This is a genomic window from Cupriavidus sp. 05T313 (assembly GCF_056396665.1).
On sequence record NZ_JBFTLX010000189.1, the window covers coordinates 1 to 14,021 of the forward strand.

The 14,021-nt window shown below is 65.1% G+C and carries 11 protein-coding genes; 5 read left to right on the forward strand and 6 right to left on the reverse strand.

Annotated elements, in window-relative coordinates; all coding sequences use genetic code 11:
• The coding region (locus tag AC1DKD_RS30195) for an IclR family transcriptional regulator (RefSeq protein ID WP_477144067.1) at window positions 1-621 on the reverse strand (621 nt) is incomplete at its 3' end.
• A gap of 144 nt (window positions 622-765) precedes the next feature.
• Between AC1DKD_RS30195 and AC1DKD_RS30200 the strand changes: the two genes are divergently transcribed.
• Together AC1DKD_RS30200 and AC1DKD_RS30205 are read left to right on the forward strand one after the other, a co-directional pair.
• Window positions 766-2,400: a GMC family oxidoreductase gene (locus AC1DKD_RS30200; RefSeq protein ID WP_477144068.1), complete on the forward strand. Its 1,635-nt coding sequence runs from the start codon at window positions 766-768 to the stop codon at window positions 2,398-2,400.
• 103 nt (window positions 2,401-2,503) lie between these two features.
• Window positions 2,504-3,817: an MFS transporter gene (locus AC1DKD_RS30205; RefSeq protein WP_477111535.1), complete on the forward strand. Its 1,314-nt coding sequence runs from the start codon at window positions 2,504-2,506 to the stop codon at window positions 3,815-3,817.
• Here AC1DKD_RS30205 and AC1DKD_RS30210 read toward each other — a convergent pair.
• The 5 genes from AC1DKD_RS30210 to AC1DKD_RS30230 all read right to left on the reverse strand — a co-directional run bounded on the left by AC1DKD_RS30210 (window position 3,795) and on the right by AC1DKD_RS30230 (window position 10,234).
• Window positions 3,795-4,646 carry an EamA family transporter gene (locus AC1DKD_RS30210; protein WP_428180524.1) on the reverse strand — a complete coding sequence of 284 codons (852 nt, stop codon included), beginning with the start codon at window positions 4,644-4,646 and terminating at the stop codon, window positions 3,795-3,797. The two genes, AC1DKD_RS30205 and AC1DKD_RS30210, sit on opposite strands and share 23 nt — an antisense overlap.
• A gap of 396 nt (window positions 4,647-5,042) precedes the next feature.
• Window positions 5,043-6,176 (reverse strand): 2-aminoethylphosphonate--pyruvate transaminase, encoded by a 1,134-nt coding sequence (locus AC1DKD_RS30215; protein WP_441635864.1) that lies wholly within the window; start codon window positions 6,174-6,176, stop codon window positions 5,043-5,045.
• A gap of 88 nt (window positions 6,177-6,264) precedes the next feature.
• The gene (locus tag AC1DKD_RS30220) at window positions 6,265-7,995 is read right to left on the reverse strand and encodes a putative 2-aminoethylphosphonate ABC transporter permease subunit (RefSeq protein WP_477144069.1); all 1,731 of its coding nucleotides are present in this window, start codon (window positions 7,993-7,995) and stop codon (window positions 6,265-6,267) included.
• Window positions 7,992-9,092 carry a putative 2-aminoethylphosphonate ABC transporter ATP-binding protein gene (locus tag AC1DKD_RS30225; RefSeq protein ID WP_441635860.1) on the reverse strand — a complete coding sequence of 367 codons (1,101 nt, stop codon included), beginning with the start codon at window positions 9,090-9,092 and terminating at the stop codon, window positions 7,992-7,994. The genes AC1DKD_RS30220 and AC1DKD_RS30225 overlap by 4 nt, the downstream gene beginning before the upstream one ends.
• Window positions 9,093-9,202: 110 nt before the next feature.
• Window positions 9,203-10,234: a putative 2-aminoethylphosphonate ABC transporter substrate-binding protein gene (locus tag AC1DKD_RS30230; protein WP_441635858.1), complete on the reverse strand. Its 1,032-nt coding sequence runs from the start codon at window positions 10,232-10,234 to the stop codon at window positions 9,203-9,205.
• Between the two features lie 269 nt (window positions 10,235-10,503).
• Between AC1DKD_RS30230 and AC1DKD_RS30235 the strand changes: the two genes are divergently transcribed.
• The 3 genes from AC1DKD_RS30235 to phnY form a co-directional block, all read left to right on the forward strand.
• On the forward strand, window positions 10,504-11,208 hold the full coding sequence (locus AC1DKD_RS30235) for a phosphonate utilization associated transcriptional regulator (protein ID WP_477144070.1): 705 nt from the start codon (window positions 10,504-10,506) through the stop codon (window positions 11,206-11,208).
• Window positions 11,209-11,240: 32 nt separating this feature from the next.
• Complete coding sequence (gene phnA / locus AC1DKD_RS30240) at window positions 11,241-12,518, forward strand: phosphonoacetate hydrolase (protein ID WP_477144071.1); 1,278 nt, start codon at window positions 11,241-11,243, stop codon at window positions 12,516-12,518.
• A gap of 42 nt (window positions 12,519-12,560) precedes the next feature.
• The coding region (gene phnY / locus AC1DKD_RS30245; RefSeq protein WP_477144072.1) for a phosphonoacetaldehyde dehydrogenase at window positions 12,561-14,021 on the forward strand (1,461 nt) is incomplete at its 3' end.

The window sequence follows — 14,021 nt, forward strand, 5'->3', positions numbered from 1 at the left end:
ACCCTGGGCGCCGAGGCGGTCCAGTTCAGTGTCGAGCGCGCCGATGTCGGTCAGGGTGCGCGGCGTATAGCCGCGGATTTCCAGGCGCCGCAACGTCTGCTGCCGCTCCGCGCGCGACATGGCCGCCAGGAACAGCTTGCCGCTCGCCGTGCAGTGAAGGGGCACGCGGATGCCCGGCGAGAGTTGCAGGCGCAGGGGCTCATCCGTCTCCACCCGTTCCACATAGAGCACATGGTCGCCGTCCATCGTGGTCAGGTTGCAGGTCTCGCCAAGGCTGGCAACCAGCCGGCCAAGAATGGCGCGGCATTCGCGCAGCATTGGTGGCCCTTTTAGTGTCTGCATCGCAATCGCGGCTGCCCTGGGGCCGGGCATGAAGCCGCGCTCCGCGGGCATCTGCACGACAAAGCCGGCGCTTTCCATGGCGCGCAGCAGGCGCATCAGCGTGGTCTTGGGCATGCGCTGGCGCTGCGCCAGTTGCGCCAGGGTCTGCGGATGCTGGGCGCGCGCGAGGCATTCCAGCACCGTCAGCGCCCGCAGGGTGCGGTCCTCGTCGTCGGCGGCTGGCTTCGTGCTCTCTGCTGCGCTGCGATTCTGAAACGGAAATTGCACATTCTGTTTCATATTCTGTGTCTCCTCACAATTTGCCTTCTTATTCTGGGTTCTCGTTCATAAGATCGGAACAATTCGTTTCAGTATAAGTGGCGCCGCCAACGGCAGCAAAGGGCATGACTGGCCCTGGCGGCAGATAACAAGGAGACAGCGACGATGTCGCAAACCGTTGATTACATCGTGGTAGGAGCCGGTTCGGCCGGTTGCGTACTGGCCAATCGCCTGAGCGAAAACGGCCGGCATGCGGTCTGCCTGCTGGAGGCCGGTCCTCCCGACCGCTATCCGTGGATTCACATCCCCATCGGCTACGGCAAGACCATGTTCCACAAGACGGTCAACTGGGGCTTCTATACCGACCCTGATCCCAATATGCTCGACCGCCGCATCTACTGGCCACGCGGGCGCACCCTGGGCGGATGCAGCGCCAYCAATGGCCTGATCTACGTGCGCGGCCAGCGGCAGGACTACGATCACTGGGCCGCGCTGGGCAATCCCGGGTGGGGCTGGGATGAATGCCTGCCGTACTTCCGCAAGCTGGAGAACAACGACCTCGGCGARGGGCCCACCCACGGCACGGCCGGGCCGCTCAATGCCACTTCCATCGACAGCCGCCATCCGCTGGTGGATGCCTTCATCGAGGCAGGCCAGCGGCTGGGCGTGCCTTACCGCGAGGACTTCAACACCGGCGAGCAGGAAGGCGCCGGCTACTATCAGCTGACCACGCGCAAGGGCTGGCGCTGTTCCACGGCGGTCGCCTACCTGCGCCCGGCGCGGGGGCGGCCGAACCTGCGCATCGAGACCGACGCGCATGCCACCGCGATCCTGTTCGAGGGGCGGCGCGCCATCGGCGTGCGCTACATGCAAGGCGGCAGGTCATGCACCGTGCTGGCGCGGCGCGAGGTGCTGCTCTGCGCCGGCGCGCTGCAATCGCCGCAGTTGCTGCAACTGTCGGGCATCGGCCCCGCGCCGCTGCTGCAATCGCTGGGGGTGCAGGTGGTGCACGCCTTGCCTGGTGTCGGGGAAAACCTGCAGGACCACCTCCAGGTCCGGCTTATCTACGAAGTCTCCAAGCCGATCACCACCAACGACCAGTTGCGCACCTTGTCCGGCAAGGCGCGCATGGGGCTGGAATGGCTGCTGTTCCGCAAGGGGCCGCTGGCGATCGGCATCAACCAGGGCGCCATGTTCTGCCGTGCCCTGCCGGACGAAAGCGCTACGCCGGACACGCAGTTCCATTTCTCCACGTTGTCCGCGGATATGGCGGGCGGCAATGTCCACCCGTTCTCCGGCTGCACGTATTCGGTTTGCCAGCTGCGGCCGGAATCGCGGGGATCGGTGCGCATCAAGTCGACCGATCCCTTCGAGCCGCCGTCCATGCAGCCGAACTATCTCTCGACCGAACTGGACCAGCGCAGCGCGGTGGCGGCGGTGAAGTTCGCGCGCAGCGTGGCCCAGGCCGAACCCATGCGCGGGCTGATGAAGCGCGAGTTCCGGCCCGGCGATGCGGTGCGCTCGGACGACGAGATCCTGCATTTTTGCCGCCAGTACGGCGCCACCATCTTCCATCCGTCCGGCACGGCCCGCATGGGGCCCGCCCGCGACGCGCTGGCGGTGGTCGATGCCCGCCTGCGCGTGCATGGCGTGGCGGGCCTGCGCGTGGTGGATTGCTCGATCATGCCGGCGCTGGTGTCGGGTAACACCAATGTCCCGGTGGTGATGGTGGCCGAACGCGCCGCCGATTTCATCCTGGAAGACGCGCGGCGGGAGGTACCGGTCGGCGCGGCGGCATGATGCCCCGGTAAAGGAGGAAGGTCCCGCTGTTTTTCTGCAAGCCCCGGCGCTCAACAATCACATCATTCCAGCGGGCGCCGCTTACCTGTGTGAGGAGACAAAGATGGCAAGCCCCAATGAAAAGGCGATTCGCAAGGTCGTGATGGCGTCGGTGATCGGCGCCACCATCGAGTGGTATGACTTTTTCCTCTACGGCGTGGTCGCCGGCATTGTGTTCAACAAGCTGTACTTCCCGGCCGGCGATCCGCTGGTGGCAACCATGCTGGCGTACACAACCTTTGCGGTCGGGTTCCTGACGCGGCCGCTTGGCGGCGTGATCTTCGGCCACTTCGGCGACCGCATCGGCCGCAAGAGCATGCTGGTGATGACGCTGATGATCATGGGCGTGTCCACATTCCTGATCGGGCTTGTGCCGACCTACGACAGCATCGGTTTGTGGGCACCCGTGCTGCTGTTGCTGCTGCGCGTCTTCCAGGGGATCGGGCTGGGCGGGGAATGGGGCGGGGCGGTGCTGATGGCCTATGAATACGCGCCGGCGCACCGCAAGGGCTTCTACGCCTCCCTGCCGCAGATCGGCCTGGCGATCGGCTTGTGCCTGGCATCGGGCGTGGTCGCCTTGCTCTCGCTGCTGCTGACGGACGCCCAGTTCCTCGCCTGGGGCTGGCGTGTTGCCTTTATCGTGTCGGCGGCGATGGTCTTCGTCGGCATGTATATCCGCCTGAACGTCAAGGAAACGCCGGAGTTCGCCGCGGTCAAGCGACAGAACGCCGAGACGCAGATTCCTTTCGTCGACATGATGCGGCGTTATCCGGGCAATATCCTCAAGGGCATGGGCGCACGGTATATCGACGGCGTGTTCTTCAATATCTTCGGCGTATTCTCGATCACCTACCTGACCCAGACCATCCACATCTCGCGTACCCAGGCCCTGGTCGGCGTGATGGCGTCCGCGGTGGTGATGTGTTTCTTCATCCCGTTCTTCGGCGGCCTGTCGGATCGCATCGGGCGCACGCGTGTCTACTTCTGGGGCTCGCTGATCACCGCTTTCTCCTCGTTCCCGGCCTTCTGGCTGATGCTCAACGGCGGGCAGAACGTGATGCTGCTCTGGCTGGCCATCGTGGTGCCCTTCGGTATCTTCTACGCGGCCGTGTACGGGCCGGAGGCCGCACTGTTCTGCGAGCTGTTCGACGCCAGGGTGCGCTATACCGGCATCTCCTTCGTGTACCAGTTCTCGGGCATCTTTGCCTCCGGCATCACGCCCATCGTTGCCACCGCCTTGCTCAAGAGCGGCGGCGGAGCGCCGTGGCAGATCTGCGCCTATGCGGTCTTCGCCGGTGTGGTGTCGGCCCTGTGCGCCGCGTTGATCGGGAGGCAGATGCGCCGGGTGTCCGCRATCAGCGCGCCAACTGCAGCGTGACGATGCCCGCCACCACCAGCGCCGTCGCTACCAGGCGGCGCTTGTCGAACGGCTCGCGTAGCAGGAAATGCCCGAGCAGCGCTGCAAAGATCACGCTGGATTCGCGCAGCGCCGCCAGCTTGGTCACTGGCGCCATCGTCATGGCCCAGAGCATCAGCGCGTAGGAACCCACGCGGTTGATGCCGCCGATCCAGGCGCGTTTCCACTCCTGGCGGAACAGGGTCAGCAGCGTTCGCCCGCGCTGGCTGAAGGCAAAGCCGGGCATGAAGATATGCGACAGCAACTGCAGCCAGGCGATATAGGAGAAGACGTCTCCATATCGCTTGACCGCGGTACCGTCGATCACGGTGCCGCCGGCCAGGCAGGCGCCCGCCAGCAGGGCGAAGGCCATCAGGTCGGGGGACTGGCTGCGCCAGCGTACCAGGCTGACCAGGCCGATGCAGATCAGGGCGATGCCGGCATAGCCGCCGGGGCCGAGCCGCTCGGCGCCGGTCAGCAGGAGGATCATGGCGACCATCAACGGGGCGGAGCCGCGCATCAGGGGGTAGGCCTGGCTGAAGTCGCCGCGGTTATAGGCGGCTACCAGCGATAGTTTGTAGCCGACTTCTAGTGTGACGGTGGCGAGGAGGAAGGGCCAAACCTGGGGGGCGGGTAGCGGTACCAGGAATACCATTGGCAATGCCACGAGGAAGCAGAAGCTGTCGATCAGCGCCATCGACGATAGGCGGTCGCCGCCGATCTTGACGATGGCGTTCCAGGAGGCGTGCATGATCGCGGAGAGCATGACGGCTAGGAAGGGGGTGGCGGGGGAGTCGGGGGGGAGGGGCATTTGGGGGGGGGCTTGGGGGCTTGATGCAACCGCTTAACGTCAAAAGCCTAAAGTCAAAGGCAGTTTCACCACCCCTGTGGGGCGGCGACCTACTTTCTTGTCTTGCCAAGAAAGTAGGCAAAGAAGGCGCCCCATACGGCCTGGTACACCTTGACGGCTCGCTTCGCATCGCGCTGGGGTGTGGCCCGCCCTTGAAGGCGCAGCACACGGCTACACCGAATCGTTGTTCTGGTGGCACCGCTGTTGTTTGATGTCCCTGGACATCAAGCGTTGGGGCTTTCGTCCGGTACCCGCTTCTGCCGGCGAGCCGCCGTTTGCCATCCACTGGTTCACTCCCCTCTCCCGCTTGCGGGAGAGGGGGCGGGCGTTTGCCCGGACGACGGCTCTGCAAATGCCTCAAGCCGCCCGCGCCAGCGGTGCCTTCATCTCGATGCCCATTTCGCGGAGCGTTTCGTCGATTGCGCTCACCACGTTGCGCATCTCGTTGGCGTCGATGGCGCCGATGCAGCCCACGCGGAATGTCTCGACCTGTGTCAGCTTGCCGGGGTAGAGGATGTAGCCGCGTTCGCGTACCTTGGCGTAGAAGGTCTTGAAGTCATAGCGCGCATCGGACGGTGCATGGAACGTTACGATGATTGGCGCTTGCACCGTGGGCGAGAGGAAGGGGCGGAAGCCCAGTTCCGCCATGCCGCTCACCAGCGTTTCATAGTTGGCTTGATAACGCGCACCGCGTACAGGCTGCCCGCCTTCTTCCAGGAACTGGTCGAGCGCGGCACGGAAGGCCGCTACCACGTGCGTGGGCGGCGTGAAGCGCCACTGGGTGGTCTTCTGCATATAGGTGTACTGGTCGTACAGGTCCAGCACCAGCGAATGGCTGTTGCCCTGGCTGGCTTCCAGCACGGTCTTCTTCACCAGCACGAAGCCCATGCCCGGTACGCCTTCGATGCACTTGCCCGTGGCCGCCACCAGCGCGTCGAACGGCATGGTGCGCGCGTCGATGTCCAGCGCGCCGAAGGAGCTCATGGCATCCACGATCAGGCCCTTGCCCAGGCGCGCGCATAGCGCGGCGATCTCGGGCAGGGGGTTGAGCACGCCGGCGCCGGTTTCGCAATGGACCTGCGCCACATGGGTGATCGACGGATCGCGGGCGAGCGCGGCTTCGATCAGCGCGGCGGTCGCCGGCTGGTCTTCGGGGATCGGCAGTTCCACGCTGGCGCGGCCCAGTACCTTGCAGATCTTGAGGATGCGCTGGCAATAGGCGCCGTTCTGCGGCACCAGCACCTTGCCGTCGCGCGGCACGACATTGGCGATGGCGGCTTCCACCGAGAAGGTGCCGCTGCCCTGCATGGGCACGCAGACGTGGCTGCCCTGTCCGTGCACGATGGCGATGAGGTCGTCGCACAGGCTGCGGGTGATGGCGTTGAAGCTGGTGTCCCAGGATCCCCAGTCGCGCAGCATGGCTTGCTTGGTGGCGAGCGAGGTGGTGAGGGGGCCGGGGGTTAGCAGGATGGGGTCGTTGCCGCGGATCATGGTTGTGCTCCAGGGATGGATTCAGGGATTGGGATCGTTGGAGTGATGGCTTCCGTGCCTCGTGGGCATGGAATGCCGTTGGGTTGCGTCAGTCGTTGCGGCCGGATTGCCGCCAGGCCTGCGTCTTCGCATCGAGCACGCGCTGCAGCAGGTAGTACAGCAGGCAGGCGAAGGCGGAGGTCAGCACCACCAGCGTGGCCATGGCGGCAGCGGGACCGATGTCGCCGCTTTCGTCGAGATTGACGATCTCCACTGAGGCTAGCTTGGTATCCGCGCCATACAGGAAGACAACCGCCGATACGGTGGTCATGGCGTTGATGAACAGGTAGCGCGAGATGTCCAGGATGGCGGGCAGGCAGGCCGGCACCGTGACCTTGAGGAAGGTGGTGTAGAAGGGCACCTTGAGCGAGGCGGAAACGGCTTCGAACTCGCTGTCGAGCTGCTTGAGCGCCGTTACCGCGGTCAGGTGGCAGGAGGCGTAGTAGTGCACGATGGTCACCAGCACCAGGATGCCCAGCGTCTGGTACATGACGTTGAGCGGGTTGGCCGCCGGCACGAAGAAGAAGATGTAGCCCAGTCCGAGCACCAGCCCCGGCACGCCCATCGGCAGCACCGCCATCAGCCGCACGAAGCCGCGCAGCCAGTCCAGCCCGCGTGTCTTCTCCAGCAGGTAGGCTGTGCTGAAGATGAAGACGGGTCCCGGCAGCGCGCAGGCGATCGCCAGGCGCAGGCTGTTGAAGTACGAGTCCACCACGCCGCCTTCCACCAGGCCAACCCGGTAGTGATCGAGCGAGAGCGAGAAGTCATAGGGCCACAGCTTGACGAACGATGCATAGATCGCCATGCCCATCACCGCCACCATCAGCGCTGCCATGACCCAGCAGAATGCGGCCATGGAGAGATCGAAGCGCCGGCTGCGGCGCGGCACGTACGGCACGGAGCGGGCGGTCATCAGCGCCATCTGGCGGCGCTGCGCGCGCGCGTCGATGTAATAGGTGACGGCCACTGGCACCAGCAGCATCAGCGATACCACCGCCCCCTGCGAGAAATCCTGCATGCCGATCACCAGCTTGTAGATATCGGTGGCCAGCATATGGAAGTTGCCGCCGATCACCTTGGGAATGCCGAAGTCGGAGATCGCATAGGTGAACACCACCATGGCCGCGCTGACCAGCCCGTAGCGCGCGCCGGGCACCGTGATGGTGAGGAATTTCCGCAACGTGGAGGTGCCGAGCGCGTCGGCCRCTTCGTACAGGCGCGCGTCCGTCAGCGACAGCGCGGTGATCAGGATCATCAGCGCATGCGGGAAGGTGGCGAACACCATCGACGCGACGATGCCCAGCGGGCCGTAGATCTGCGTCTCGCCCATGTACGGCTTGAGCAGGCCCTGGTTGCCGAACCAGAAGATAAAGGAGATCGCCGCCAGCAACGAGGGCGCCAGCAGGGGGATCATCGCCAGGTTGCGCAGCATGCCCTTGCAGGCGATGCGGCTGCGCGTGAGCGCGTAGGCGAAGGCGAAGGCCAGCGGCACGGTCAGCGCGGTGGCCAGCGCCGATACCCACACGCTGTTCCACACCGAGCGCAGCAGCGCGGGAGACTCCAGGTAGGCGCGGAAGTGCGCGAGGCCGGCGAGGCTGCCGGCGCGGTTCTGCACGCTCTTGGCCAGGATCATCACGATGGGCGCCAGCACGAAGCACAGCAGGGCCAGCGCGGCCACACCCAGCAGGGCGAGCGCCAGGCGGTCGGTCCAGTGCGCGCGCACGCGGGTGGCGGCGGGGGTGGCTTCAGCCACCGGGGCGGTGGATAGGCTGAGGCTCATGCTTGGCGGAAGATGCGGATGCGGTCGGCGGGAATGGCCAGGCGCAGCAAATCGCCGGCGCTGGGGCGCAAGTCGTGCAGGTCGTTCAGCGAAAGATCCGCGTAGAGCGTGGCGCAGTGGCCGCCCGTGTCCGGCAACCTGAGCGTGAGGCGGGAAAACGCGCCCAGGAACTCGATCTTGTCGACGGTAGCGTCCAGCACGTTGCCGCCGTGCTGCTCGATGCCGCGCACGCAGACATCCTCTGGCCGGAAGAACACCTGCACGGATTCATCCGTGCAACAGCCGGGCGGCGTCGCGCAGCGCATGCGCGTGCCGCCAAAGTGCAGTTCGCCGTCGCCGCCCACGCGCGCCGCCAGCATATTGGTGCGGCCGACAAAATCGGCTGCGAACGGCGTGGAAGGGCGCTGGTAGATCTGCGCGGGCGTGCCGATCTGCTCGATGGCGCCCTGGTTCATCACCACGATGCGGTCGGCCATCGACAGTGCTTCTTCCTGGTCGTGCGTGACCAGGATGGTGGTGATGTTCAGCCGCTGCTGCAGCGCGCGGATCTCTCCGCGCAGCCGCCCGCGCACGCGTGCGTCCAGCGCGGAGAGCGGCTCGTCCAGCAGCAGCAGGCCGGGCGAGGTAGCCAGCGCGCGGGCGATGGCCACGCGCTGCTGCTGCCCGCCGGAAAGCTGGGCCGGGTACTGCCCGCCGCGCTCGGGCAGGCCGACCATGGTCAGCAGTTCCGCCACGCGCTCCTGCCGCTGCGCGCGCGGCATGCGGCGGTTGACCAGGCCATAGGCCACGTTGTCCGCCACGGTGAGATTGGGGAACAGCGCGTAGGACTGGAACACGATGCCGTAGTCGCGTTCCATTGGCGGCAGGGTGGAGATGTCGCGGCCGGCCTGGATGATGGTGCCGGCGCTTTGCGATTCCAGTCCGGCGATGATGCGCAGCAAGGTGGTCTTGCCGCAGCCGGAGGGCCCGAGGAAACACAGCAGTTCGCCCTGGCGTACCTCCAGGTCGATATGTTGCAGGGCGGTAAAGCCGCCGAAGCGCTTCTGGATGCCTTGCAGGCTGAGGTAGCTATCGAGCCTGGCGGTCATGTTTTGCATGGTGTGTCGCCTCTTGTGGGGGTGAGGGCTGGCTTGGCTCGCTGCCGCGCACGGGCATGGCGTCGTGCCCGTGCGCGCTGGCGGCCATATTGTTTGCCTTATTGTTTGCCTTATTGCTTTTCCGACTTGCCGCTATAGCGCTTCTGCCATTCGTTGAGCACGCGCTCGCGGTTCTTGGCGATATAGCTGAAGTCGTTCTTGACCAGCATCTTTTCGTAGTTCACAGGGATGCTCTCCACCTTCTTGGCGATGCCGGGATAGGCCACGATGGCCCAGTCGCGGGCGAACAGTTCATTGGCTTCCTTGCTGGCCAGCCAGTCCAGGTAACGCTGCGCGGCCTCCAGCTTCTTGGTGCCCTTGACGATGCCGGCGGCCTCGATGTCGTAACCCAGCCCCTCGGTCGGGAAGATCATGTCGATGGGCGCGCCCGAGGCCTTGGTCTTGTGCGCGCGCAGCTCGAACGAGATGCCGATCGGGAACTCGCCGGCGCCGGCCTGCTTGCACGGCTTGGAGCCGGAGTGCGTGTACTGGGCGATGTTTTCGTGTAACGCGTCCATGTACTTCCAGCCTTCCTGCTCGCCGAACAGTTGCAGCCACGCGGTCACGTCGAGAAAACCGGTGCCGGACGACGCCGGGTTGGGCATCACGATCATGCCCTTGTAGACAGGCTTGGTCAGGTCGCGCCAGGTTTCCGGCTTGGGCAGGTTGCGCTTCTTGGCCTCCACGGTGTTGAAGCAGATGGTGGCGCCCCATACGTCCAGTCCGACCCAGTTAGGTGGCGTGGCCTTGTCGCTGTAGTCGCGGGTGAGACGGTCGAAGCCCTTTGGCGAGTAAGGCGTCAGCATGTTTTCCTGTTTAAGCAGTTCCAGGCTGGATGCGGCCAGCCCGGCGATCACGTCGGCCTGCGGATTGGCTTTTTCCGCGAGCGCCTTGGCGGTGATCACGCCGGTGGAATCCCGCACGTACTTCAGTTCGATGTCCGGGGCGACCTCGGCGAAGCCCTCGGCGTAGGGCTTCAGCGTCTCGATCTCCCACGCCGTATAGACGGTGAGGGTGGTCTTCTGCGCCATCGCGGTACTGGCGCAACACAGGGCGAGGGCGCCGGCGGCCAGGTGCGGAACGAACTTGAACGTCGCTTTCATGTGGGGCTCCTTGTGGCATTTTAGGTTGTATTGTGTGTCAATTTGGTGAATTTGTTGCAGCGCTTTGGGGCATGTTGCACCACCATCGCATCACCACATATCACCGTTAAACCCTTGTTTTACAACGCTTGCAAGACGTGTGCCCGGACTTTCACGGGATGCTGGGCGGCGTTTCGTGCTCTTCATCGGTACCTGGTTTGTTGACAATATACAAACTGCTTGCTTTAATGACAACCAGGAATTTCGATGGTCCCGAATCAGGAGTCTTCATGTCACGGCCAGCCGCTCAGTCGAGCGATATTGCGATCCTGCAGAGCCAGTCGCTGACCACCCTGGTGCAGCGCGAGCTTGAAATGCGCATCGTGTCCGGCGGTCTGCTACCCGGCGCCAGGCTCAATGAAATCGAACTCGCGGGCGAGTTCAATGTGTCGCGCGGCCCGCTGCGCGAAGCCTTCCGGGCGCTGGAGCAGGCCGGCCTGCTGCGCACCGAGAAAAACCGCGGCGTGTTCGTGCGCGCCATCTCCCTGGAAGAAGCCGACGAAATCTATGCGCTGCGCGCGGTGCTGGACGAATACGTGGGCCGCCTGCTCGCCGCCAACATCACGGCCGAAGGCGTGCGCGAGCTGCGCGCGCTGATCGAGGCCATGGGCGCGGCCAGCACCGCGCGCGATCTCGACGAATACACCCGCCTCAACCTCGCCCTGYACGACCGCATGGTGGAGCTCGCCGGCAACCGCAAGCTGGTGGATACCTATCGGCGCCTGGTCAAGGAACTCACCCTGTACCGGCGCGAGGCGCTGTCCGCCGACAGCAACGCCATTCCCACCTCGACCCGCGAGCACCGCGAGATCGTGTCCGCCATTGCCGGGCGCGACGTGGAGCTGGCCGGCAGGCTGATGCGCGAGCACGTGGAACGTGGCCGCGCCCGCATGCATGCCGCCGTCGATGGCGGCGCCGCTACCCATACGCCCTGAAGCTTTTCCTCTCCCGCACAGGAACCCCCGATATGTCGAACCCGAATCTTTCCAGCGTCGCCGCACCGAGCATCACTGTCAATCAGCGCACCTACCAATGGATGAAACAGCCCGTGGTGGTGGTCTGCGTGGACGGTTGTGAGTTCGATTACCTGGAAGCGGCCGCCGCCAGCGGCAGCGCGCCCTACCTGAAACGCCTGCTGGCCGAAGGCGCCAGCTTCCGCGGGGCGTGCGTGGTGCCCACCTTCACCAACCCCAACAATCTCTCCATCGTGTGCGGGGCGCCGCCGGCGGTGCACGGCATCTGTGGCAACTACTTCTTCGACCGCAGCGCCAACGGCGGGCGCGGCGAGGAAGTCATGATGAACGACCCCAAGTACCTGCGCGCCGGTACCATCCTGGCCGCCTTTGCCGACGCCGGCGCCAGCGTGGCGGTGGTGACCGCCAAGGACAAGCTGCGCCGCCTGCTCGGCTACGGCATGCGCGGCATCTGCTTTTCCTCGGAGAAGGCCGACCAGGCCACGGTGGAGGAGAACGGTATCGACAACGTGCTGGAACTGGTCGGCATGCCGGTGCCGGACGTGTACAGCGCGGCGTTGTCCGAGTTTGTCTTTGCGGCAGGCGTGCGGCTGATGGAAACGCGGCGGCCGGACCTGATGTACCTGTCCACCACCGACTACATCCAGCACAAGTTCGCCCCTGGCTCGGACGGCGCCAACGCCTTCTACGCCATGATGGACAAATACCTGGCGCAGCTCGACGYGCTCGGCTGCGTGGTGGCGCTGACCGCCGACCACGGCATGAACGCAAAGCACGACGACGCCACCAAGGCCCCCAACGTGATCTACCTGCAGGACCAGCTCGATGCGTGGCTGGGCCGCGGCGTGGAGGCGGGCGGCGCGCGCGTGATCCTGCCGATCACCGATCCCTACGTGGTGCACCACGGCGCGCTGGGCTCGTATGCCACTGTCTATCTGCCGGAGGATGCCGACCGCGCCGCGCTCAAGGAACGGCTGGCGGCGCTGCCGGGCATCGAAAGCGTGCTCGATAACGCCGAGGCCTGCGCGCGCTTCGAACTGCCGCCGGACCGGGTGGGCGATCTCGTGATCGTCAGCGGCAAGCATGTGGTACTGGGCACCAGCCAGAGCCGGCACGACCTGTCCGGCCTGGACGCGCCGCTGCGCTCGCATGGCGGCGTGTCGGAGCAGACCGTGCCGCTGGTGTTCAACCGCGCCACGGCGGGCATTCCCGGCAAGGCGCAGCTACGCAACTTCGACATCTTCGATGTCGCGCTCAATCACCTGCACTGAGCGCAGCCCCAATCCGCCCGAATCCTTGACGCGAGAACCGACATGAATGCCCCCCAGTTTTCCGCCGGCCAGGTCAGCCCGCATTTCCGCGCCGAAGCGCTGCGCATCGACGGCAAGAAGATGACGCGCGAGCGCGTGATCGAAGTCTGCAGCCCCTACGATGGCTCGCTGGTCGGCACCGTGCCGATGGCCAGCGTGGAAGACGTGCGGCATGCCTTTGCCGTGGCGCGCGCGTACCGCTCCACGCTGACCCGCTTCGAACGCGCCGCCATCCTCAACCGCGCCGCCGCGCTGCTGCGCGAGCGGGTGGAGGAAGCGTCGGACCTGATCACGCTCGAATCCGGGTTGTGCAAGAAGGACTCGCTCTACGAGATCGGCCGGGTGGCCGACGTGCTTGGCTTTGCCGCCAACGAAACCCTGCGCGACGACGGCCAGCTGTTCTCCTGCGACCTGACCCCGCACGGCAAGAAGCGCCGCGTGATGACCCAGCGCTCGCCGTTCCTCGGCGTGATCTGCGCCATCACGCCGTTCAACCATCCGATGAACCAGGTCGCGCACAAGGTGGCGCCGTCCATCGCCACCAACAACCGCATGGTGCTCAAGCCGTCGGAAAAGGTGCCGCTGTCGGCCTACTACCTGGCCGACATACTGTATGAAGCCGGCCTGCCGCCGCAGATGCTGCAGGTGGTGACGGGCGACCCGCGCGAAATCGCCGACGAGCTGATCACCCATCCCTCGGTGGACCTGGTCACCTTCACCGGAGGCGTCGGCATCGGAAAGTACATCGCCAACAAGGCTGGCTACAAGCGCGTGGTGCTGGAACTGGGCGGGAACGATCCGCTGATCGTGATGGACGACGCCGACCTGGAACGCGCCGCGGACCTGGCGGTGCAGGGCTCGTACAAGAATTCCGGGCAGCGGTGCACTGCGGTCAAGCGCATGCTGGTGCACCAGGCTGTGGCCGACCGCTTCACCGAGATGGTGGTGGAAAAGACCCGTGCCTGGAAATATGGGGACCCGATGGATCGTACCGTGGACATGGGCACCGTGATCGACGCCGAGGCTGCCGCGCTGTTCGAGTCCCGCGTGAAGGAGGCGGTGGCGCAGGGGGCGCGGCTGGTGCTGGGCAATCTTCGCGACGGCGCGCGCTATTCGCCTACGGTGATCGATCGTGTCGATCCGGCCATGACGGTGGTGCGCGAGGAAACCTTTGGGCCGGTCTCGCCCATTATTACCTTCCGGGATATCGATGACGCCATCCGTATTTCCAACGGCACCGCGTTTGGTTTGTCCTCGGGGGTATGCACCAACCGGATGGACGACTTTGCCCGCTTTGCGGATGAGTTGCAGGTGGGTACGGTCAACCTGTGGGAAGTGCCTGGTTATCGTATCGAACTTACGCCGTTTGGGGGGATCAAGGATTCGGGGCTTGGCTATAAGGAGGGTGTGCAGGAGGCGATTAAGAGTTTTACTAATTTGCAGTCGATTACGATGCCTTGGGGG